Consider the following 23388-nt stretch of genomic DNA (forward strand, 5'->3'; position numbering starts at 1 on the left):
TCAGCCAAGTGTCAACCCTGAGAGTGCGGGAATCTGAGTCAGAAACGCTCAAGTTGCGGCTGCATGGGCATTGAGACGGGCATATACCGGTGATTGACAAACACATTCGACATATATATGTTTATGCCAGATACATCTCAGGGAGGTATAAATGGCCCGTCCGCCGATTCTCAGCCGGTCCGAGTTTGAGAAGACGATGCAAGACCTCGTCAAGGTGCCGCTCACACTGGCGCTGGTCGACCTCGACCATTTCAAACAGCTCAACGATCTGCTGGGTCACGCCGAGGGCGACCGGGTGCTGCGGCAGGTCGAGCGACTTCTCTCGGGCAGCCTGCCGGCGGGCAGCCACGTGGCACGGCTGGGCGGCGACGAGTATGCCGTGATTCTGCCGGAAAGCGCCGCAGAGACGGCCCTCATCCTCTTCGACGAGATCATCAAGCACTTTCAGATCAACCGCGAGAGCGACTGGCCGCGTGCCCTGGGGCTGTCGGTGGGACTGGCCGGCCGTCCGGCCCACGCCGAGAGCAGTTTCGACTTGCAGCGTGCCGCTGACGAGGCGCTGCTGCGGGCCAAGCGCGAGGGGCGCGGAAGGGCCTGCATCTATGTGGAGTCCAAGATGGTCCTGAAGAGCAACTACTACCCGAAAAGCCAGTTGGAGCGCCTCGCCAAACTCGCCTCGGCGCACAGCCGCACCGAGGCCAGTTTGCTCAGAGAAGCGCTTGACGACCTGATCGAGAAAAACCGGGGAGCGCTGTGAGGGGATTTGACCCTACGTCCAGCTGGCAAACCGTGATGCAGGAAGCCTGGAGCGCTTACCTGCACGGCTCGTATCCTATCGGCGCATGCGTGCTGGACGGTGAGGGCGCGATCATCGCCCGTGGGCGCAACCGCCTAGGAGAAGAGCACCGGGTACACGAAATGATTTCCGGCCACCGCTTGGCCCATGCCGAGGTGAACGCGCTGCTGAACTTGCCGGAAGTAAGTACCGAAACGCCCGGCACACTGACGCTGGTATCGAGCGTGGAACCCTGCCCGATGTGCCTGGGAGCCATGCGGATGCAGGGCATCACCAAGCTGGCCTACGCTGCCGCCGATGCCTGGGCCGGGCACGTGGACGCACTGGATAAGACCTTCTATTTCAGCCAGAAGGCCACCGAAATTTACCGCGCCCCGCCTGAGGTGGAAAGGTTTTGCGCCACGCTGCTGCTGACCTTCTTCTTGGACAGTGAAATGGCACGGAACCACGGCTTTTTCAAGGTGAACCGGGAAGCACAGCCGCAGCAGTTTGAGCGGGCGCTTAAACTCCACATGGACGGTACCTTGCGGCGTCTACGCACAGAGCAGCGCGAATTCGCGGTGGCGTTCGGGATGCTGGCGTGAGCGCCTGGACTCACCTCTCTCCCGGCTGGCAGGTCGCCTGGGCGCAGGGCTGGGAAGCCTACCAGAGCGGCAACGTGCCGGTGGGCGCAGCCATCGTGAATGAGGCGGGCGAGGTGTTGGCGGCGGGTCGCAACCGCACGCGCGAAGCAAGGCAAGTCAACGGCGTGATTTCGGGCTTTGATCTGGCCCACGCCGAGGTTAATGCCCTGCTCGGTCTGCCCAAAGTCAGCCGCGAGGAAGGCCACGTCCTGACACTGCTGACCACCCTGGAACCCTGCCCTCAGTGTGCCGGAACGCTGGTGATGAGCCAGGTGCGGCGGCTGAGTTACGCCGCCGCCGATCCCTGGGCAGGGTGCGCCTCGCTGTTTGCCGAGAATGCCTATATGGCCAGCAAACGGGTGACGGTTTCACGGGGACCGAGTAATCTGGCGCGGGCAGTGCAGGTGCTGCATCTGCTCGAGGAACTGGCCGCCGGAAACTTGAGCGGCCCCTTCCGGGAGCGTTTCGAAACGGCGGTGCCGAACGCGGTGCGGGTGGCCGAGCGGCTGCATACGGTGGGAACGGTGTCGAAGCTGTGGAGCGCCCAGACGGCTTACCTGCACCTTTTGCAGGAGACTTGAACATGACCACCCACCTTCAGCTGACTCTGCTCAGACATGGCCGCAGCCGCGCCGACGACGAGAACGTGCACGAGGGCCGCTACGACTCGCCGCTGACCGAGGTGGGGCGGGCGCAGGCGCGAAAGCTGGCCGCGTACTGGCAGGCCCACCCGCCAGGATTCGAAGTGGCGCTCTGTTCCAGCTTGGTGCGTGCCCACGAGACGGCCCAGATCGTCTGCGCGCCCCTGGACCTGAGGCCGAGAGTGAGCGACTTCTGGCGCGAGTGGGACAACGGGCCACTGGCCGGAATGACCCGTGAGGAATCGGCGCGGCGTTACCCCGTCCCAGCGTTTCGCCACGACCTCTCCCCCTTCACGGCAGACGGCGGCGAATCGCAAGCGCAGATCCGGGCGCGGGCGCTGACGGCCCTGCACGAACTCTGGGCCATGCCAGTCTCGAACATGCTGGTGGTGTCGCACGGCGGCTTTCTGAATTCGGTCTTGCGCGAACTGCTCGGCAGCACGCGGGCCTGGTTCGAGTTTGGCGACACCGGCTTTGCCCGCCTGAGCCTCTCTCGCCAAAGTCATACGGTCAGGGTGCTGGGCGTCAACGAGCAGCCGCACACAGCAAATTAGCGGCGGTTGAGCCGGGTCTTTCCCCGCTGAAGGGCCTTGACCACACGGGTAATGACCAGTACCGCACCTGCTATGCCATGCGGCCCATACGGCTCATAGGCCTGTAGGCGGGTGATTTTGCCGTTGCGCATCTCTACTGCAAACATCTGTGGAAACCGCAGGTGCATTCCTACTTTCAGAATATGATGGGTGGCGACTTCCACAGCGGCACTTTGACCGTCCGGCGCGAAGTAGATCTGCTCGATGGGAAAGCCGAATTTTTGCATGCTGCCAAAGCCCCAGCGCAGCCCCGCCTCAATTTCGGCTTTGCCGCGCATGGTTGGATTGGGATAGTGCGGATCGGCCATCACGGCGTCATCTGCCAGCATTGCCAGGGTGGCTGGCAGATCTTGACGCTCTACAGCACCGAACAGCTGCCGGATGAGGCGGTCTAACTCAGGAGAGCTGGGTGAAGTCATCCTTCAGTGTAAGGCTGAGCGCGTTTCGGGCCATCGCCGCACTTCTCTTGTTCAAGCTGCTGCGGCCCGTCAACTCAAGCGGCAAGTCATCGTCACTTCGTAGTTGTTCAGGCCCGCCTTCTGCCGCCCCACGAAGTTCTGGCCGCTCAGCACGCCCGACAGGGTGCTCTGCGAGTTGGAGAAGTAGCCCAGCCGCGCTTTCTTGAAAATCAGGTCCACACCCGCGTAGCTCTCGGTATGATCGCTGACGCTGAGAATCAGGCTGAAATTGGGGCCGTCGGCAATGCGCCGCCCGTAGACCCAGAACGACTTGCCCGCGCCCTCGGTCAGCACGCCCGCCACCTCGTTGGTGTGCGGATCGAGATTGGCCGACAGCTTGAACGGCACACTCGTCAACGTGCCGGAGCGCAGGCCAGTGCAGTTGAGGGTGGGAGGCGCAGCGCTCAGACGCGGAGCACAACCGGCGAGGGTGCAGGCGAGGGCAACCAGCGACAGGCGTTTCATGAAGGCAGTCTAGCGGGCCGATTCAAACCGCGCCGCATCGCACGGTTTGGGCCGGGCCGGGCCGCTAGAACAAGCACCATGATTCAGCAGGAACGGTTGCAGATTCTCAAGGAAGGTCAGCCGGGCAAGGGCGACTACGTTCTCTACTGGATGCAGGCGTCGGTGCGCACCCGCTTCAACCACGCGCTGGAATACGCCGCTGAACAGGCCAACGACCTCGGGCTGCCCCTGATCGTCGCCTTCGGCCTGACCCCCGGCTACCCGGAAGCCAACGAGCGCAGCTATGCGTTTTTGCTCGAAGGTCTCAGAGATGTGCAGCGCAACCTCAAAGAGCGCGGCATCGTCTTCGTGCTGCGGCTGGGCCACCCGCCCGAGGTGATCCTGGCGCTGGCGACGAGGGCCAGTCTGGTCGTCACCGACCGGGCCTACCTTCAGCCGTCGCGCAGCTGGCGCACCTGGCTGGCCGAGCGGCTGGACGTGCCGCTCATTCAGGTGGAATCCGACGCGGTGGTGCCGATCGAGACCGCCTCCGGCAAGCTGGAATGGGCCGCCCGCACCATCCGCCCCAAGATCCACAAGCGGATGGACGGGTTTCTGGTGCCGCTGGAACCCTGCCCGGTCAAGGTGAACTCGCTCGGTTTGATAGCCGGCGTGGATGTGAGCGACCCGGCTGAGGTGCTCAAGACGCTGGACATTGACCGCAGCGTGCCGCCCGGCGAGGAGCGCGGCGGCGAGGACGCCGCCCAGGCGCGGCTGAGCGCGTTCGTCAAGGACGGGCTGAACCATTACGACGAGCGGCGCAACAATCCCTTGGTCGACGGCGCGTCGCGGCTCTCGGCTTACCTGCACTACGGCCACCTCTCCCCCATCGACGCCATCTTGCAGGCGCGTGAAGCGGGTGCCGCGGGCCTGGACGCTTTCACCGAGGAACTGGTGGTGCGCCGCGAGTTGAGCTTCAATTTGTGCTTCTACAACCCGCGTTACGCTGATTACGACGGGCTGCCCGAGTGGTGCCGCAAGACGCTGGCCGAACACCAGGACGATAAGCGCGAACATCTGTATACCCGCGCCGAACTGGAAGCCGCACGCACCCACGACCCTTACTGGAACGCCGCGCAAAATCAGATGGTCCGCACCGGACGAATGCACAACTACCTGCGAATGTACTGGGGCAAGAAGGTACTGGAGTGGTCGGCCACGCCGCAGGAGGCCTACGCCGTACTGGTGCAGCTCAACAACAAGTACGAGACTGACGGACGCAACGCCAACAGCTACGCGGGCATCAACTGGGTATTCGGCAACCATGACCGGCCCTGGGCACGACGGCCCATCTTCGGCACGGTGCGCTATATGGCCGCCAGCGGTCTGAAACGCAAATTCGACGCTGACGCGTATGCAAAAAAGTGGGCGTGAGCTGAGGTTCTGAGCAACAAAAAAGCGGCCCCCTCAGGAGCCGCTTTTTTGAGGTTGCATTCGCTACCAGGCGTAGAAGATCGCCACGATAAACAGCCACACGATGTCGACCAGGTGCCAGTACATGCTGGCGGGCACCAGGGAGCCGTGGTTGGTCTTGTCGATCTTGCCGGTCATGTACTGGTAGTACGGCAGGGCCACGCCCACGCCGCCGATGATGATGTGCAAGCCGTGCAACCCGACGATGATGAAAAAGCAGGTCTGCCAGAGGTTTTGCATCCAGTTGCTCTCGGAGCCGAACAGCGAGAACTCGTAGACCTGGAAGATCATGAAGAAGGCTCCCAGAATCAGGGTCAGCAGCAGGCCCAGGCTGCCCCGGCTGGTGCGATGGTGGTGCAGGTCCTGCTCGGCCTTGTGGATCACGAACGAGCTGCTGACCAGGATCAGGGTGTTGAGCGCCGCCAGCCAGATGCTCGGACGGGTCACCGGCGGCACCGCGTTGCCTGCCACGCGCAGGTACACGTACCCACCGATCAGCACCCCGAAGAGGCTAACTTCCGAGATGATGAACCAAGCCATGCCCATGAAGCCGTTGCTGTACTTGGTCAGGGTGTGGTGATGCACTGGCACATCGTATTCGGGCGTTCCGGCCCACTTGAACAGCGAGTAGAGGAAAATCGGAATGCTGACATAGAGGATGATGCTGGCGAGCTGGTTGGGCGTCTGGGCCACCGAGGGACTCCAGCTCGAAAACCAGCCGAACGAGAGGCCGTAGCCCATCAGCGCCAGACCGATGGCGGTCATGAACGGCCAGACGGTGCTCTGCGGCAGGTGAATACTGCTGGGATCCACCGGAATCAACTTCGCACCGCTCTGCTCCCAGTCGTACAGGGGACGCTCGGTGGGAAAGGTGGTAGGGAAGTCGTGGGCGAAGTCGTAGTCCTTGGGGGGGCTGTCGGCAGTCCATTCCAGCGTGAAGCCGCCCCAGGGGTTGGCCGACGCGGTGGCCGGACGACGCCAGCTCTGGTACATGTTCCACCACCACACCATGCCGCCCGCCAGCAACATCAGCGCGCCCAGGGTGGAGATGAAGTTCAGTTCGTTCCAGGCAAAATTTCCCGCCGGGTAGGTGTAGTAGCGCCGGGGCATGCCCAGCAGACCCAGGATGTACTGCGGCATGAAGGTCATCCAGGAGCCGATCATGAAGAGCCAGAAGTGCCACAGCCCCAGCTTCTCGTTCATGAAGCGCCCGGTCATCTTGGGCCACCAGTAGTACAGGCCGCCCATTGCCAGAAAGGCCGTGCCGAACATCATCACGTTGTGGAAGTGGGCGACCACGTAGTAACTCATGGTGACCTGATAGTCGAAGGGAATCAGGCCCAGCGTGATACCGGTGATGCCGCCGATCAGGAAGTTGAAGATGAAGCCGATCAGCCAGTAGGTGGGCGTCTTCATGATGATGCGCCCGCCCCAGAGGGTGCCGATCAAGTTGAAAATCTTGACGCCGGTGGGCACCGCGACCACCATGGTGGCGACCATGAAGGCGATCTGCCAGGTTTCGGGAATGCCCAGGGCAAACATGTGGTGCAGCCACACCAGCAGAGACACCATGGTGATGCCCAGCAGCGAGTACACCATCACGCGGTAGCCGAACATCGGCTTGCGGGCCATCGTCGAGGCGATTTCCGCGCCGATGCCCAGGTAAGGCAGCAGCATCACATACACGGCGGGGTGCGAATAGAACCAGAAGAACTGCTGCATCAGCACCGGCACGCCGTTGATGCCGGGGTTGAACATGCTCAGCCCCATCTTGAGATCGAGGAAGGTGACCAGCGCGGCGGCGGTCAGGCCGCCCAGCGAGACGAGCTGCAAGATGGAGGTCGAGAAGATCGACCAGACGAAGATCGGCATTTTCCACAGGCTCATGCCAGGCGCGCGCATGTTGACGATGGTGGCCGCAAAATTCGCCGATCCCAGCAGCGAGGCGATGCCGTTGAGAATCAGCGCGACCATCAGGACATTCACGCCGGTCTGGTTGGCATCGACCGAGAGCGGGTAATAAAACGTCCAACCGACGCCCGGCACGCCGCCGTGAAACAGGCCAGTCAGAATCAGGATCATGCTGAAGATAAACAGCCACACCGCGAAGTTGTTGAGCCTCGGCAGCGCTACGTCACGCACGCCGAGTTGCAGCGGCACGAACCAGTTGCCGAAGCCGAACAGGCCAATCGGAATCAGGAAGAAAAAGATCATGATGGCCGCGTGGGTGGTCAACACCTGGTTGTAGGCGTTGCCGACCAGCAGCGTGTTATTGGGCACCGCCAGTTGCAATCGGAGCAGCACCGCCAGGATGCCCGCGATGGCGAAGCCGATGACCGAGGTGCCGATGTAGAGGGTACCGATCTTCTTGTGATCGGTGGTGGTCATGTAATCCCACACCACCGCCCCGAAACCGGGCTTGCCTGCCACCTGAGTGGGCGTTTGAACAGCCATGCTTAGTTGCCTCCGTTCATGGCCGTGCTGGCCGAAGTGGTCGCGTTCACGCTGGACGGGGTCGGACTCTGCGCAACCGGCACCGGCGCGCCCGGCACCAGCGCCGCGATCTTGGTCCAGTAGTTGCCTTCCGTCGGGAGCTGCAAGGTCTTGAGGTAAGCTTCCAGGTCAGTGAGTTCCTGATCGCTGAGGGCCGGGTAACCCTGGGTGGAGCCGTCGTAGTGCGGCATCACGCTGCCAGGCTTGATGCTGCTCGACGCCTTGATCCACTGGTGCAGGTGAGTGTCCACGTCCGCGCCTTCCCAGGCCCCCGCACCCAGCGTGCGCCGCGAGCCGAAGAAGCTCAGGTCGGGGCCGGACTGTCCGGCGGCGGGGGTACCCTGCACCCGGTGGCAGGCCGCGCACGCGCCGCTGCCGTCCTTGCCCTGCATGAAGATGGTGTAGCCTGCCGCCGCTGGCGATCCCGCCGCCGCCGTGGGAGCCTTGTACGCCTGAGCCGCGCTGACGAACTGGATGTAGTTGGCCTGCGGAAGCGCAATGACCTTGAAGCGCATGTTGGCATGCGACGCGCCGCACAGCAACGTGCAGTTGCCCTGATACACGCCGGGCTTGTCGGTGTCGATCTGCCAGGTCTTCTTCACGCTGGGAATGGCGTCGCGCTGGCCGCCCAGATTGGGGGCCCAGAAGCCGTGAATCACGTCGCGCGAGGTGGCAGTCATGGCGACTTTGGTCTGGGTCGGCACGATCAGCTCGTTGCCGTTGGTCACCAGACCTGTACCCGCCGCTTTGTCCACCGCCACTTTGGGGTACTCGAAATTCCAGTAGAACTGGGCTGCCACCGCGTTGACCGGATACGCACCTTCCGGCGTCGGATTGAGCCGGGCCATCGCCCGCACCGTCAGCAGCGCCAGGAAAATCACGATGACCACCGGCACCGCCACCAGGGTGACTTCCAGGCGGTTGTTGCCGTGAAACTGGGCCGGGGGCGCGTCGTTCTTGTCCTCGCGGTACTTCTGGACGGTGTAGAACAGCGCTGCCGAGACTCCAATAAAGATGACGATCGCAAAGGCCAGGCTCCAGAACACCAGCACATTCATTTCCCGGTTGTAGCCGGACGACGTATCGAGAATCGACACCGTCTGATTGACCTGTTGGGCCAGCGACGAACCGCCGAGCAGCAACGCGGCGAGACTCAGCGCCTGGCGGCGCGGCGGCGCGGGAAGACCGGGTAGCATATTCAACATCACTCCTTTCCTTTCATCTTGGTGCAGTGTAGAGCAGCACGGGCAGAGGCGAAAGCGCCGAGCGCCGAGGGTGGCCGCGTCTCTGACGGCCCCAGCAACCTGGGTTGAAGCTTCGCGCCCAGCATAAAGCCTTCTTCAGCCTTCACACGAAGATCACCCGGTCCAGGGCAGCAGCCAGAAACAGCAGCGCCAGATACAGCATCGAGAACAGGTAGAGCGGCAGCGTCACCTTGCGCTCGATCTTGCGCCCCTTGACCACGTGGATTCTCAGCTTCCAGGCCAGCCACAGCTGCCAACTGCCCAGCAGCAGCGCCGAGACGCCGTAGAGCCACGACACCTCGCGCAGCAGCAGCGGCATCAGCGAGAGAACCAGGGTGTAGATGGCGTATAGAAAGGTCTGCTCGACGGTGAGGCGATCACCGTGCACCACCGGCAACATCGGAATGCCCACCGCCCGGTATTCGTCTTTGATCATCAGGGCCAGCGCCCAGAAGTGTACCGGGGTCCAGAAGAAGACGATGGCGAACAGAAACCAGGCGAACAGATTGAGGTCGCCCGTCACGGCAGCCCAGCCCACCAGCGGCGGAAACGCACCCGCCGCGCCGCCCAGCACGATGTTGTGCCAGGTGGTGCGCTTGAGCCACAACGTGTAGACGAACACGTAGGTGAAGAATCCGGCCAGGCTCATCAGTGCCGAGAGCGGGGACGCCAGCGTGAACAGCAGCACGAACGAGACGACTTGCAGGCTCAAGCCGAAGATGAAGGCGCTGCGGCTGGAAATCAAGCCGCTGGTGGTGGGGCGCTTGGCGGTGCGGGCCATCTTCAGATCGATATCGCGGTCGATGATCATGTTGAAGACACCCGCCGACCCTGCCGACATGAAACCGCAGACGCCGACCAGCAGCAGCGGCCACAAGCCCGGCCAGCCGCGCGCCGCCATGAACATGGCCGCCAGGGTGGTCCACAGCAGCAAGCTGATGACCTTGGGCTTGGTCAGCGACAGGTAGTCGCGCCAGGTGGCGCGCACGGCCGGCCCCTTCGGCACGGCGGTCACGCGGCCACCGCCCTGGGCGCGGGCTGCGCGGTGGGCCGGGCCACCAGCGCATAGAAGATCAGCATGACGGTCACAAGCCACATGATGCACGCAAACAGCAGGTGAATGAGCTGCATTGCGCCAGGCGCCTTGAGCGCCACGTTCATGACGCCAATCAATAGTTGCGCGCCGATGACGCCGTAGAGGGCGTAGCTCCAGCGCCGGGTCTGCGCGCTGGAGCGCTCGCGCAGCACCCGCCCGGCGAACCAGACGAGGTAGGCGCAGACGACCAGAGCCAGTGCCGGATGAATGACCCGCAGATTCTCGATGATGGACGCGGTGGCCCCGAAGTCGCGCTTGACGGTATCGAGCGGGGTGCCGGGAGCCGGAACGAACAGCTTGTCGCCCAGTGCCGTGACCGCGCCCGCCATACCAAGGAGCAGCATCAACACGGCAGCCAGCGGACTGCCCCAGCCGAGCCAGCCCTGGGCACGCAGCGTGAAGCGCGGCGCGCCGCCCGCCCACAGCGCCGTGAGCAGCAGCGCCCCCAGCAGCGCGAAGGTGTTGGCCAGGTGCAGGCCCTGCACGAAGCCGCGCGCCGGGTCGGTGCTGTTTGCGGTGAGCCCCAGCAGCACCTGCACGCCGCCGATGACGCCCTCGAACAGAATCAGGCCCAGTGACCATGTGGCACCCAGCCGGGCCGGGTGGCCGCGCTTGGTGACCACGAAGGCCAGCACCACCACTGCGATGGCCAGCAGGCCGCTGAGGCTGCTGCTGCCCCGGTGACTGAATTCCACGATCCGTTCCAGGGTAAACGAGCGCGGAATGACCTGCCCGTCGCACAGGGGCCAGTGGTCACCGCACCCCGCCCCGGAGCCGCTGATCCGCACATATGCGCCCCACAAGATCACCAGAATGTTGTAGGCCAGCACGGTCCAGCTCAGGCCGGTCAGTAACCGCACCGCCCCCCTGCTGGGTTCAGCGCCCCGCTCCAGAATCGTTCTCAAGCCTTCTCACCCCTTCCTCGGCGGCTCTCTGGCCCGCCCGCTTTCCGCGCCGCCGTCCCCGTGCAAAGCGGGCGCGGGGTCGAATGCTTTACCGCCTGTTCACTGCAGTTTAAGAGAAGCGGCAGGCCCGGGGTGGGTACAATTGTCCTCAGTTCAGGTTCAAAAAAGCTGCGCTGGGACGCTGAATTTGGCTTCCCGTCTGTACCGGCCCGGCAGGCCCGGTCCAGCGGCCAGCCAGCAAATGACCCTGGGCGGCCCGGCCCCGCGTCTTTAGAATGCTCAGATGGCTTCAATCATCAACCAGTGGGCCGTCATCTGCATCGTCCTCAGCGGCGTCGCGCTGATCATCGGCGTCACGTTTATCCGCCGGGGCAACCGCACCATGCACATGCGCTTCATGCTGTTGGCGAGCACCCTGGCGACCTTGTTTCTGGTGCTTTACCTGACCCGGCTGGGCCTCGGCTACGAGAAGAAATACGTCGGCCCAGAGCAGTGGCGCTCGGCTTACTACGTGCTGCTGATCACCCACATCTTCATGGCCGCCCTGAACGTGCCGCTGGCGCTCGGCGCACTCTACTGGGCTTACAAGGGCATTCGGGCGGCGGGCAGTCTGAGCCGACTGGACGAGGCGCCCATCGCCCGCGCCGCCTTCAATACCCACCGCCGCTGGACCCGCTGGACGGTGCCGGTGTGGCTGTATGTGGCCGTCACCGGCTGGGTCATCTACCTGGTGCTCAACCGCTACGGGCAGCTCAGTCTGCGCTGAGACGAGGCCTTCTGGGCGCGCCTCTGTTAGCCTGAACACCATGAAACTCACCCTCCCTGAACTGCGCCGCGAGACCCCGCTGGCGATGGTCACGGCCTACGACTACCCCGGCGCGCAGCAGGCCGAGCGGGCCGGAATGGACCTGATCCTGGTCGGCGACAGCCTCGGCAACGTCGTGCTGGGCTACGACAGCACCGCGCCGGTCACGTTGGGCGACATCATCCACCACGCCCGCGCCGTGCGCCGGGGCGCGCCCGATACCTTTCTGGTGGCCGATCTGCCGTTCGGCACCTACCACACCGGTCTGCATGACGCCGTACGCGCCGCTGTCAAGATCATTCAGGAAACCGGCTCGGACGCGGTGAAGCTCGAAGGCGCGTCGCCGGAAGTGCTGGAGGCCATCACGGTGCTGAGCCGCAACGGCATTCCGGTGATGGCCCACCTCGGCCTGACCCCCCAGACCGAGGTGTCGCTCGGCGGGCGCAAGGTGCAGGGCCGCGACGAGGTCGGCGCGCAGAGGATTCTGGAATCGGCACGGGCGGTGGAAGAAGCCGGAGCCTTCGCGGTGGTACTGGAGGTCATCCCGGCACGGTTGGCGCGTTTGATCACCGAGCGGGCCACGATTCCCACCATCGGCATCGGTGCGGGGCCGTACTGTGACGGTCAGGTGCTGGTCTACCACGACGTGCTGGGCGTCTCCGACGGCGAAAAGAAGATTGCCAAGCGCTACGCCGAACTCGGCCAGCTCGCCACTGAGGCGCTCAGAGCCTACGCGGGCGAGGTGCGGAGCAAGACGTTCCCGGCCAAAGAAAACAGTTTCATCATCAAAGATGAGGTGCTGGACAAGCTGTATTGAGCGCAACGCCAAACGAAAGAGCCTGCCAGAAACAAGGCAGGCTCTTTCGTTTGTGTGCCGAGAGACGACTCAGTTGATGGTCGTGCGGAAGCAGACCTCGAAGCTCTGCTGCGGAGCCAGGACCAGCGCCGGATCACTCACGACCACGCGCGGGATCACGCCGTTGGTGTCCTTGCCGAGCAGTCCCGCGTCGGCGTCGGCGGCGAAGGTCAGGTACTGGACCGTGCCGTTGGGGAGGGTGTATTTGATGTCCTTGCCCGCACCGTAGCCACCCGGCAGGGCAGCGGTACTGGCGGGGATGTTGTCGCCCAGGCCCAGCTTGGTGGCGCTGCTGCCGCCGATATTGGTCGCCTTGATGCAGTACTCGAGGATGTCACCGGGTTTGCCGATGGCAGCGTTGGTCACCGGGCCGCCAGCGCTGATGTTCTGCACCGTTTTGCCGACCACCGCTTTGGGCGGTGTGGGCGGCACGCAGGCCAGCAGGGTGGGCAGGTTGTAGTTGTAGTCGTCGCTGACCTCACCGCCGCCGCCGGTGGAGATGAACTTGATCTGCACGCTGGCAATCGCCTTCAGGCTGGCCGGTAAGGTGATCCAGATGCGCGAGTTGCTGTAGCGGTTGAGCGTCATGCTGCTGACGCTGCCGGGGAGGGTGGCACCATTTTGCGGCGTCACGGTCGCCCGTCCGCTGTAGGCGTTCTCGGTCAGGAAGCTGGCATACACCGTGCCGTTGACGATCAGTTGCAGGGTGCTGGCCTTGCTGACGTTGCCGTAGCCGTTGTTGAAGAAGTACGAGCCGTCGATCACAAAGCTGCCCGAGGGGCCGGTGCCGGTGCTGTAGGCGGCGGCGTTGGCAATCAGTACGCCGTCGGTCTGGATGGTGGCGCTGTCATTGTCCTGGTAGCCCTTGAGGGTGCTGGACAGCAGATTGGTGGGGGTGCCGGTGGTGCAGGTGGTGGGCGGCGTGGGAAGTGGGGTCACTGCGGCCGTGTCCTGGGCGCACTGCGCGCCGACGGTGCAGGTGGCCGGGTTGGGCTGGACATCCAGGTCGCCGCCGCCCCCAACGCTGGCTTTATTGAGCACGCTGCTGCCTGCTGCCGGGGTCACGTTGACCGGAATCGTCAGGCTGACCGAGCCGCCCGCCGCAATCACGGTGCTGGAGGTACAGGTCAGGAGCTGGGCCTCGTTGGGGTTCGGCGCGTAGCCGACACCCTGCTCGGCCTCGCCGCTGTAGGTGCAGTTCCAGCCGCTGGCTGGGGAGAAACCGCTGGGCAGCGCCGCGCCGATGCCGACGGGCAACTGGTCTTTCACGGTGATGGTGCCGCTGGTCGGACTGGTTCCCGCCGCGTTCGAGACGTTCAGGCTGTAGGTACCGGGCTGAAGGACCTGGAAGGTCGCCGGGCTATGGGTCTTGGTGATGCTCAGGGCCGGGGGCGTCGGGAGGTCCCCACAGCTCAGCTTGAGGTCGTCGAGCTTGACCACGTTGGCGTCGGCGGTGGTCCCATCTTTCAGGGTGTAAATCCGGATGATCAGCTTGCTGCTCGTCGAGGTGAAGCCGCCCACCGTCTGCTTGGTGTAGATGGTGCTCGCCACTGCGCCGTTCACGCTCTTGAGCAGTGTGCCGCTGACCCCGTCGTAGAAGCGGTACTGCAACTGGGTGGCAGTGTTCGAGTGGCTGCGAATCCAGTTCTCGTAATCGATGTTCGCGCCTGCCGGGACAGTGATCTGGCTTTCGTAGAGCAGGCCGGGCGCGGCGAGCGTGCCGCCGTTCTTGTTCTCGAAGTTGGCGACGTTGTAATACAGACCATAGCCGCCGTTGCCGGTGTGGTCGATCTGGTTCCAGACGCTGTAGGTGCCGTCGGTGGTCGTCACCGTGTCGGCGTTGCTGAGGTAGTTGTGGTTACGGACCTCGGCCAGCGGGCCGGAGGTGGGGAAGCTCTGGACGTAAGGCACGCCCACCTTACAGACGCCCGAATCCGGGACCGGCGGCGTGGGCGGTTTGTAGCCGAAGTTGCCGCCCGGCACCGTGGTATTGGCTTTCAGGCCGACATTCGAAGTGGAGGTCGGCGTGGTGGCTGTGAGGCCCGAGAGCGGAGCCGAGCTGCCGACCACCTCAATCTTGTAAGGCCCGTTGCTGAGCGCCAGGTTGGAGAAGGTGTAGGTGCCGGTGCTATCGGTCATGACCGTCGCCACCGAGCCGTTCTTGTCGGTGGCCTTGACGCTCACGCCCTGAATGCCGGGTTCTACGGCGTCCTGCGTCGCGTTTCCGTTGTTGTCACGGTAGACCTTGCCACTGATGGTGCCGGAAGGCAGCACGCATTTTTGCAGGAACAGGTCGTCGACATAAAAGTCGTTGCCGCTTGCCGCCGTCGAGATGTTGCGGAAGGTCACGGGAATGCTGGTCTGGTTGCCCGAGTTGAAGATGATCGAGCCGCGCTCCCAGTCGTCACCCCGCACCAGGTTGTTGGTGACGCCGTTGGCCATCGTTCCGGCGTAGATGGCCAGCCGGGCGGCCTGATCGCTGCCGCCGTACGCCGAATTGGCCGCGTGGGTCGAGCGGCCCCACAACCCGATCTCATAGTTGGTGTTGGCCTCGACCGTGATTCTCTGGTTGAGGAAGGTGGCCTGCGAAACCGCACCATTGACGGCCAGGTAAGCGTCACTGGCACTGCCGCTGGTGTGCCCCGTGTAGGCTTGCCAGGGACCGAACGTATCGAGCAGCCTGCCGCTGCCGTAAGAGGACGTCACGGCGTAGGTGCCTTCAGGCCGGATGCGGCCGGTGCCGTCGGTGTTGTTGGTGTAATTGTAGGGCGCGCCGGGCCGGTCTGCCGATTCCAGATCGCGGTAGCTGGGGGAGGTCTGAGCAAGACTGCCGAAGGTGCCGCCGTTTTCCGCCGTGATCAGGTTGGCCGACAACGTTCCGCCCTGCTCCTGGCACGAAGTGGGGAAAGCTGTGGTCGCGCTGGCCAGTCCGCCGGACAACGCTGCGCAGGCCAGGGCCAGACGACTGAGCCACACCCGCCTGGGCCGCGTCTCAACCGCCAGCGGGAGCGAGGTATCCGCCGCTCGGGCGCTGCGGCGCGGCTGCATGAAGCGTGGCAGGCTCATTTCGTATCTCCCTGGGACAAGCCCAAACTGTTTTGACGTTGGCCGTCGTCGAGCATCAAATCGAGGCGCACATACAGGCCACGGCGGGTATAGAGGTTGCTGGCCACCCCCTCGAAACCGATGGGGTTGTAGCCGAGGGTGGCCCAGGTGCCGGGCAGCACGCGGGCGCTGGCTTCCAGGCCCAGGCTGTAGGCGGAGTAGCCGCTGCCCGGCTGGAACAGCGCGCGCGCCGCCGCCCCGATGCCGATGGCGTCAGTGACGTAGTAGGTGCCGCTGGCCGAGGGCTGGAAGGTCAGGCTGCCGGTGTCCCCGGCCAGCATCCGCCCGGCCAGCCCGGCGCGCAGGGCGTACTGGGCGCGGTGGTATTCGAGGTTGGCCTCGCCGATGAACTGCGGGTTGGTGCCGCCCAGCGCGCCGTCGGCGTAGCGCAGGTAGCTCAAGCCCTGCCAGGGTCCGTTCCGCAGCGCCGCCGAGACCGCAAACTGGTTGCCGGTCTCGCTCTGCACGCCGGAGAAGACCTTGGTGCCGTCGAGACTCACGCTGAACTGATCGCTGATGCTGTAGCTCACGCCGCCCTTGACGACGGTGCGCAGGTGATCGGTCTGGGCCAGGTCCACGCCCGCCGTCGCCACCAGATTGTCGGTGGTGTACTTCAGACTCGGCCCCAGGTTCCACTCGCTTTTCTGGGTGGCGATGCTGTAGGCGTAGCTGCCCGATAGTCCCAGGCCCACGTGCTCGCCCAGCGGCAAGCTGGTATCAACGCCGAAGCGGGCGCGGTTGCCGCTGCCGTCCGCACCGGGCAGATCGTACGACACGCTCAGGTTGGTGCCGCCGAGGGTGCTCTGAAGGCCGATGGTGGCCGCGTTGTCGCCGCCCCACTCGTAGTCGTCACTGACGTTCAGGGTGACATTCTGGCCCAGGCCCACCTTGCCGCGCAGGCTGGTGTGGGGTTTGAGGTCACCGCTGATCGGCTGGCTGTGCTGGAGATCGACGCTGTTGTCGCCCTTGACGTAGCCCAGGCTGGCCACCCCGGCGAGTCCGGCGGTGTCGCCGAAACCGTACTCCAGGCCCGCGCCCACCTTGAAAGGATCGAGCAGGTAGGTGCCGAGCAAGCTGACGTGGCCCTGCCGGGTGGTGGCCTGGGAGGTTCCAGCCTGATCGTCCACCGCGTTGGTAGACGTGTAGTCACCGCCGAGGCGCACGCCGAAGCGGTCGGTCAGCTTGACATCGGCCTGACCGACAGCGGCGGTGCCGACCGGCGTGCTGTTGAGTCCGGCGTAATCGGCGTCCTGGTAGCGGAACGAAGCCCCGAAGGTGACCGGACCCGCCGTGCCTGCCAGTCCGCCGTCGGCGTGGAAGCCGCCCGCATACGCCGCCAGCACACTGCCGCTGGCCTGCGGCGCGGTGTAGCGCACCCGCGCGCCGCTGCTCATCACGCCCCCGATATTGACGACGGCGGCGGCCACGTTGAACTGCGAGCCGATGTCCTGCTGCACCTGCACGCCCCAGGCCAGCGAGCGGTTCTGGTCGGCGTTGACCAGGGTGTAGTTGGCCCGCACGATCTGACGCGAGCCGGTTTCGTCGACCAGATTCACGGGGCTGCTGAAGTACAGCACCCCGGCCACCGGATCGAGGGTGTAGTCCACGTAGCGCTTGAGGTTGCGCACCGTTTCGGTCTGGGTCAGCGGACTGACCGAGACGAGCTGCACCGTTTCGCTGTCGCGGGTCACATCGGTGTGCGAGAGGTTGAGAACGCGGGTGCCGTTGGCGCTCAGGTCCTCGTTGATCTGGTCGCCCGACACGTAGGCCGCGAAGCCCGACACGCCGGGGTTGGTACGTGTGAAGCCGGAGAGCGCCGTGGGCGTGATGTTCATGCCGAACACACTGATCGGCAAGCTCGACTGGCGGTACTGCACGTTGAAACTGGGGTGCTCGTAGCGGAAGGCCAGCGGGTCACTGCCCTGCAGGGGAAGGTCCTCGCTGCTGCTGTCGCCGAAGGTCGAGTAGCGCTCCAGCGGGTTGGTGGACTTGGCCAGGCCCTGCGAGGCGTCGAGCGAGAAACCGCTGGTGCCCTGCCCGCCGGTTCCGGCTGCCGCACCCGCCACGTAGAGCTTGCCGCCGCCAAGCGGGGTCTCGTAGTAAGCCGCCCCGCGCACGCCGTAATACGGCGACTTGTCGGCCCCGGCCAGATCAAGTCCGGCGGTCGCACTCAGGAAGCCGATTCCGACCCGGTTCTGGCTGGGCTGGGCATCGAACTTCTCCTCGAAGACCTTGTCACCGACCTTCACCTTGACGTTGAAACGGGTGGGTGCGGCCAGCGGCTGCAACTCCAGCACCCCCTCGCCATCCTTGAGGGCGATCTGGTAGCTGGCGACGGCGGGTTGGGCGTCCTTGACCGTCGGCTCCAGGCTGCTCTCCACCGTCACGGTGGGCGTGAAGGTGCTGATGCCCTGGGCGTCGAGCAGCTTGATGTTGATTTGAATCGGATTGATGCCGTCGGCGACCAGCTGGCGCGCCGAGATCTGAGCCTTGACCGGCACCCCGGCCAGGAACACCTGAATGCTCTCGCTCCCGAATTGAATGGTGTTGGCCCCGGCCCGCAGCATCACGCCGTAGAATTCGCGGCGCTTGACGTTGTTGGCGGTGTCGAGGACCGTCTTGCCGAGCGAGTCGGCAGATACCGGCACGCCGTTGACACTGGGCAGGCTGGTGTCGTCGGGCGTGCCAGAGACGGCCAGCGTGATGCGGTCGCGCTCGCGGAACACGCTGCCGGAGAGCGGCAACTTGACCGCGCCCGCGTTCTCACTGCTGCTCTGGGTCTGCACGTCGCTGGCGGCGTTGAGGTCAGCCAGGTCCACGTCACCGATCAGCACTTCCTGGCGGTCATGGGCGTAGCGTCCGACCAGCGCGGGCGACTGCAAAGCAGGCAAGCTGCCCTCGTGCGTCACCTTGTAGGTGAGGATGCCCTGCGGCGCACCGGGGGTGGTCCAGTAAAAGCGCCCGCTGGGACCGATTTGCGGATCACTGATGGGCTTGCTGTTCAGGGCGCTGCTGCCCGCGACATAGCTGCTGCCTGCCGGAGCGGTGTGGGCGATGATGATCTGGTTGGCGCTGCGCGGAGCGTCGAAGGGAATCTGGACCACCGATTCGCGCATGATGACCGGCGCGGTGGCCGGGGCAGGTGTGGGTACCACCGGCGGCGCTTCGACAGGTTGTGGCTCGACCGCCACGTCGGGCGTCGGCGGGGCCACGACCACCGGGACCGGCGGCGGCGGCGTGACGACCAGCACCCCGGCGAGCTGCTGGCTGCTATCACAGTTGCTGGTCAGCGTGGCGGCCAGCGGCGCCTGGGCCTCGCCCTGCGCCTTGACGCGGGCACGGTAGCTCAGGGTCTTTTCCTCGCCGGGCGCGAGCGTCCCGCTGAAGGTAGGCGGGTCGAGCGGTTCAAGCAGGTCGCTGCTGCTGTCGGTGAGGGTGTAAGGCGCGGGCGCGGCGCTGGTGTTCTTGAGGCTCAGGGTGATGGTGGCGATGTCACCCGGCTGCACCGGCGCGAGGTCGGCGCGGCGCAGCTCGATCTGGGTGGCCGTGGGCAGCACCCGCACGCTGGCAGTCTGGGATTTGTTCCAGGGCGTCAGCGCGGCGGTGATGGTGCTGGCCTCGGGCGTGGCGGCGGTGGCGATCGCCTCGAAGGTCAGGACGGCGGGGTTCTTGGCGTCCACCTTGGCCGCCAGACTGGTTGACCCATTCGCGCTGAAGCCCTCAGGCAACTGCACTTGCAGCGCCGCATTGAGGGGCTGACGCTCGAAGGCGGTAGTCGCCTGGGCGGTGAAGGTCACCACGTCACCGATACAGACCTCGGGCTTGTTGGCCGAGAAGCTCAGCGCCACGTCCGGCTTGACCAGCACGGCGACCTTGCCGACGCCCTGCTTGGGCACGCTGACGCTCGACTTGTCGATGCTGACTTCGGCCCCGGTGACGGGCGCCACGCTGACCGGGTAGTCCCCGGCAGGGACCCGCAAGCTGAATTCGCCGTTGACGTCCAGGGTCTTGTCGCCCGCCTGCACGGTGGCCTGGGTCGGCTCGTTGCCTTCCGGCAGCACCAGTTGAGCGGTGACATCGAGCTGGCCGGTGGTATCGGCCTGCACCACGGTAATCGGCCCTGCCGGTTCGGTGGCGCGGCGCAGGTCGAAGCCCACGGTGTTGGAAAACTGCTTTTCCTGGCCCGGCTGCTTGAGATACAGGGTGTAGTTGCCTGCCGCCTCGGGAATCGCCACGTCTTCCCAGTCGAGTTGGTCGGAAACCTTGACCGGGTACACCTGACCCGCTGCGTCGCGCAGCTCGGCCTGCAACTCGCCGGGGCCGTCGCCGTCGTACATGCGGATGTCGAGCGGGCCGCCCTTGTTGTAGACGTTGAGCGCCGGAACCCAGTCGTGCGAGTGGATGTTGATGTTGAGGTGGTCGGACTGGATGGCGGCACTGATCGACTTGAGCCGGATGGCGAAGGTGTTCTTGCCGTTGCCTTCGGTCTGCACCCGCAGGGTGTATTCCCCGGCAGGCAAATCCTGGTTGATGAAGGTCTGCCAGTCCTGCGGGCCGCGCCCGAAGTCCTTAGTGAGCAGCACCTCTTCCTGGTCGGGCTGTCCAGCCACCTTGGTCAGCTTAATCAGCGAGAAGGTGCTGTCCACGCTCGGATCGGCATAGGACTCGTCGCCGTAGTAGGTCGCCGAGCGGTAGTCGTTGGGGTCGAACTGGGCGCTGTAGAGGTCGAGCTGCACTCTGCTGCTGACGCCCACGACCAACTTGAGGTCCTGGTCGCCCACAGTCCACAGCAGCTTGTTGCCCACGCTGGTCAGCGGCAGTGAGGTGGCGATGTCCTGGGCGGCGGCGCTGGCGATCAGCGCGGCGGTCAGGGTGGTGATGGCGCGTTTCACTCAGTACCTCCACTCGGCTGACGGGTCAGTGACAGCGGCTTTCTGATCGCCGCCGAAGCGGAAGCGGTAGGTCACAGCCCGGCTTCCCTCCGGCAGCGGATCAAGACTCAGGGTGTTCTGGCCGTCGAGCAGCGTCGCGCCCTGGGGCAGCGGGTCTTGCAGGGTAAAGCCGGGCAGCGCCGCTGGGGTGCTGAGGGTGAGCTGCACGAGGTAGGTGTTGGCCTCGGGGGTGGTAAAGACCTGCTTGTGGACGCTGAAGCTGCCCATCTTGAGGGTGGTGTCGCGGATCACACCGATATCACCGGCGATGGGGGCCAGCGGGAAGTCCACGCTGGTGAGCTGGCGGCACATCACGCCCCGGCTGCCGGAGAGGCCGCCGTCTTGCGGCACGCTCAGGTTCTGGGCGTAGATGCTGCTGGGATCGAGGCGCAGCGCCCAGAAGCCTTCCTTGAGGTTGGCGAAGTGGTAGCGGCCCTGCACGTCCGTCAATGCAGTGCGGCCGTTGGCGAGGATGACCCGCGCGTTGACCATCGGGATATCACTGCCCTTGTCGTAGGTGCCGCTGCGGTTCACGTCGATAAAGACGGAGCCGACGATATCGCAGATCGGTTCGAAGACGCGCGCCCGGATCCGGTTGGTGGCCTGTGATTGGTTGCTCTGCGGCACGTTCTCGCTGCTGATGGCGTTGACGATGGCGACGTTGGTGATGGTCGTGCCGACGTTGGGCGTGACCAGCGCTTCGAAGGTGATGGCTGCCGTCTGGCCGGGGCCGAGGTTGCTGATGACCCAGGTGTACTTCTGACCGTCCACGCTGGGATCACCGATGGGCGTGCCGTCCAGGCGGCTCGATCCCGGCTGGTACTGAATGCCCACCGGCATGGTGTCCACGATTTCCACACGCCGGAAGGTGGCGGCTTTGGACGGGTTGGTGACGGTAAAGGTGTAGGTGATGGTGTCGCCGATGGCGGCCTCGGCAGGGGTCGAGGTCTTGGCGAAGATCAGCGAGCTGCCGAACACCGGGGTCGTGACCTCGTTGGAAGGAATCTGCTCACCGAATTCGTCGCTCTTGAGGGTGAAGCTATTTTTGATGACGGTGTCGTCGGGCGTCTCGGGCTTGACCTGGGTTACCAGCGTCAGGTTGATGCTGGCTCCCGCCGCCAGGCTGTCGAACTTCCAGATGACCGCGCCGCCTTGCAGGGTGCCGCCGTTGTCTGCCGATACGAAGGTGAGATTGGCATCGAGCGAGTCGGTGATGACCACGTTCCTGAGCGGCACGCTCAGCGGGTTGGTCACGTTCAGGGTGTAGGTGAGCTGCGCGCCCTGCTTGACCACACCGCTGGGAGCAACCGTCTTGAGGAGCTGCGGCAACACGTCGGTAATGGTCGTCACCACGTCGATGGTCTGGTTTTGCGCGCCGCCCTGGGCGCTGGTGGCGGTCAGGACGACCCGCAACGCTTCGGCTCCGGCAGGTGTAGCAACGCTGGTGGGGGTGTAACAGGCCGCGAAGGAGTAAAGACCACCGGGAGCCAGCGCGATGGGCTGCTTGAGTGGCGCGCCGCCGAGTTCGGTCAAGCGGATGGTGGCGTTGCCGGTGACGACCTGGCCGCTGACGCTGAGGTTGTCGTCCACGTCGCCAAGGTTTTTCAAGGTGTGCTGGAAGCAGAGCTCACGGTTCAGGAAGGCCAGCGCCCTCGTCTGGGTGTCGTCGCTGCTCAGTTCGCCGCCGGGCAGGGCCTCGGGATTGTTGATCGGTCCCAGGGCAATTTTGGGGGTGTAACGCACCTCAATGGTGGCGCGGGCTTCCAGGTTGATGTCGGCGCTTTGCAGGATCGCCAGGTTGGTGCGGGTACCCGAAGCCTGGGCCGGCGCGGTCAGCCGGAAGCCGAAGGTCACCGACGCGCCGGGCAGCAGCGAGGCGACCCGGACCCGCACGCCGCGCACGGTGCCCGGCTCCGAGGTGGCCCAGGTGGTGCCGTCGGCGGTGTATTCGAGGGTTCCGGCATTGGTCGAGGCCGAGCCGCCGATGAACTTGAAGTCGATCAGGTCCGGCGTGTCGAGCCGGTCGGTGATGACCACCTCGCGCGACGCGCCCTGACCGCTGTTGTTGGCCGTCACGGTGACGCCCACCTGATCGCCGGGGCGAACGACCGACTGGCTGAACGATTTGCCCAGGTTCAGCACCGGCGGCTCACTGGCCTGCACCTTCCCCACGTTGTTGTCGTCCACCGCGCCGCCCTCAGCGGTGGGGCAGGCCGCCACCAGATTGAGGTAGGCGGCTCCACGCGCAGCTGAACTGGTGTTGAAGCTGACCAGTAGCGCAACCACCTGATCGGCCTTGAGCAGCAGGCTGGTGATCGGCCCCTCATTGCTGTCGATCTGGTTGTTGCCGTTGTAATCGGCGTAGATCGTGACCCCGCTGAGATTGAAGGCCGAGGCCGGATCCTGCGGCGCGCTCAGGGCGAAGGTGCTGTCGGTGTTGCCTGAATTGGCGAGGGTATAGCGCAGCAGGCCGTCCTCGCCCGGCAGCACAGTGACCACCTGACCGGGATTGCCCACGCTGCCGTCCGGCAAGACGCTGGGCACACACTGGGCGATGATCACCGTCTGAACCGGTGGACTGACCACCGTTCCCGGCGGCGAGTTCTGGTCTTCCGGCTGATAATCGAGGGTGGCGCGGTTTTCGATCACCGTGCCAGCGGGCGTTTTGCTGGGCACGCCATTGGCCGCCAGGCCACCGCCGCCGAGCGCCAGGAACAGTGCCGCCAGTGTGTTCCGTATCAAGGTGTTTCGCACAGAGCCTCCAGAGAAAGAATTCGGGTAACCGTGGTGCAGGTGCGGCTTTATTGAGCCAGGAAATGAGGATCGTCACGAAAATCGTGTTGCCAAATGGAAAATCGAAAACTGGGTTTCTGATGTTGGGGGGCCGCTTCCCGCGCGGGAAAAGCCGGTAGAAAAACGGCGCGC

Annotated in this window: 16 protein-coding genes; 7 read left to right on the top strand and 9 right to left on the bottom strand. The window is 64.7% G+C overall.

Translation table 11 applies throughout. The features are described 5' to 3' along the window. The first annotated feature begins 151 nt into the window (after positions 1-151). Genes GUI70_RS08195 through GUI70_RS08210 form a run of 4 tightly spaced genes read left to right on the top strand, consistent with a single transcriptional unit; the run spans position 152 to position 2614 of the window. Positions 152-757: a GGDEF domain-containing protein gene (locus tag GUI70_RS08195; protein ID WP_161881821.1), complete on the top strand. Its 606-nt coding sequence runs from the start codon at positions 152-154 to the stop codon at positions 755-757. Next, the gene (locus GUI70_RS08200; RefSeq protein ID WP_161881822.1) at positions 754-1380 is read left to right on the top strand and encodes a nucleoside deaminase; all 627 of its coding nucleotides are present in this window, start codon (positions 754-756) and stop codon (positions 1378-1380) included. Before GUI70_RS08195 ends, GUI70_RS08200 begins: the two co-directional genes overlap by 4 nt. Beyond that, positions 1377-2000, top strand: coding sequence for a nucleoside deaminase (locus GUI70_RS08205; protein ID WP_161881823.1), 624 nt, complete (start codon positions 1377-1379; stop codon positions 1998-2000). Before GUI70_RS08200 ends, GUI70_RS08205 begins: the two co-directional genes overlap by 4 nt. A 2-nt stretch (positions 2001-2002) precedes the next feature. After that, positions 2003-2614, top strand: coding sequence for a histidine phosphatase family protein (locus tag GUI70_RS08210; RefSeq protein WP_161881824.1), 612 nt, complete (start codon positions 2003-2005; stop codon positions 2612-2614). On the opposite strand, the gene GUI70_RS08215 is transcribed toward GUI70_RS08210, so the two are convergent. Next, the gene (locus GUI70_RS08215; protein ID WP_161881825.1) at positions 2611-3072 is read right to left on the bottom strand and encodes a nuclear transport factor 2 family protein; all 462 of its coding nucleotides are present in this window, start codon (positions 3070-3072) and stop codon (positions 2611-2613) included. The genes GUI70_RS08210 and GUI70_RS08215 overlap by 4 nt on opposite strands. Before the next feature lie 69 nt (positions 3073-3141). Next, complete coding sequence (locus GUI70_RS08220; protein WP_161881826.1) at positions 3142-3576, bottom strand: hypothetical protein; 435 nt, start codon at positions 3574-3576, stop codon at positions 3142-3144. Between the two features lie 78 nt (positions 3577-3654). On the opposite strand from GUI70_RS08220, the gene GUI70_RS08225 reads away from it, so the two are divergent. Next, on the top strand, positions 3655-4989 hold the full coding sequence (locus tag GUI70_RS08225) for a deoxyribodipyrimidine photo-lyase (RefSeq protein ID WP_161881827.1): 1335 nt from the start codon (positions 3655-3657) through the stop codon (positions 4987-4989). A 63-nt stretch (positions 4990-5052) separates the two neighbouring features. On the opposite strand, the gene GUI70_RS08230 is transcribed toward GUI70_RS08225, so the two are convergent. The 4 genes from GUI70_RS08230 to GUI70_RS08245 all read right to left on the bottom strand — a co-directional run bounded on the left by GUI70_RS08230 (position 5053) and on the right by GUI70_RS08245 (position 10721). Then, positions 5053-7482, bottom strand: coding sequence for a cbb3-type cytochrome c oxidase subunit I (locus GUI70_RS08230; RefSeq protein WP_161881828.1), 2430 nt, complete (start codon positions 7480-7482; stop codon positions 5053-5055). Positions 7483-7484: 2 nt separating this feature from the next. Then, positions 7485-8726 carry a cytochrome c oxidase subunit II gene (coxB, locus tag GUI70_RS08235; protein ID WP_202630434.1) on the bottom strand — a complete coding sequence of 414 codons (1242 nt, stop codon included), beginning with the start codon at positions 8724-8726 and terminating at the stop codon, positions 7485-7487. Positions 8727-8868: 142 nt separating this feature from the next. Next, positions 8869-9780, bottom strand: a complete 912-nt coding sequence (locus GUI70_RS23965) for a heme o synthase (protein ID WP_202630435.1) — start codon at positions 9778-9780, stop codon at positions 8869-8871. After that, the gene (locus GUI70_RS08245) at positions 9777-10721 is read right to left on the bottom strand and encodes a COX15/CtaA family protein (protein ID WP_161881830.1); all 945 of its coding nucleotides are present in this window, start codon (positions 10719-10721) and stop codon (positions 9777-9779) included. The genes GUI70_RS23965 and GUI70_RS08245 overlap by 4 nt, the downstream gene beginning before the upstream one ends. Positions 10722-11049: 328 nt before the next feature. On the opposite strand from GUI70_RS08245, the gene GUI70_RS08250 reads away from it, so the two are divergent. Together GUI70_RS08250 and panB are read left to right on the top strand one after the other, a co-directional pair. Continuing rightward, a complete protein-coding gene (locus GUI70_RS08250; RefSeq protein WP_161881831.1) occupies positions 11050-11532 on the top strand; it encodes a DUF420 domain-containing protein in 483 nt (160 codons plus the stop codon). A gap of 40 nt (positions 11533-11572) precedes the next feature. After that, on the top strand, positions 11573-12388 hold the full coding sequence (gene panB / locus GUI70_RS08255; RefSeq protein WP_161881832.1) for a 3-methyl-2-oxobutanoate hydroxymethyltransferase: 816 nt from the start codon (positions 11573-11575) through the stop codon (positions 12386-12388). A 69-nt stretch (positions 12389-12457) separates the two neighbouring features. Here the strand turns inward: panB and GUI70_RS08260 are convergent, their stop codons facing one another. Genes GUI70_RS08260 through GUI70_RS08270 form a run of 3 tightly spaced genes read right to left on the bottom strand, consistent with a single transcriptional unit; the run spans position 12458 to position 23217 of the window. Further along, a complete protein-coding gene (locus GUI70_RS08260) occupies positions 12458-15493 on the bottom strand; it encodes an SdrD B-like domain-containing protein (RefSeq protein ID WP_161881833.1) in 3036 nt (1011 codons plus the stop codon). Next, positions 15490-20424 carry a porin family protein gene (locus GUI70_RS08265; RefSeq protein ID WP_161881834.1) on the bottom strand — a complete coding sequence of 1645 codons (4935 nt, stop codon included), beginning with the start codon at positions 20422-20424 and terminating at the stop codon, positions 15490-15492. Before GUI70_RS08265 ends, GUI70_RS08260 begins: the two co-directional genes overlap by 4 nt. Further along, entirely contained in the window at positions 20425-23217 is a 2793-nt protein-coding gene (locus GUI70_RS08270; RefSeq protein WP_161881835.1) for a DUF11 domain-containing protein, read from the bottom strand. Positions 23218-23388 lie beyond the last annotated feature (171 nt).

The organism is Deinococcus alpinitundrae (assembly GCF_009982895.1).
In the GTDB taxonomy this organism is placed as follows: Bacteria; Deinococcota; Deinococci; order Deinococcales; family Deinococcaceae; genus Deinococcus; species Deinococcus alpinitundrae.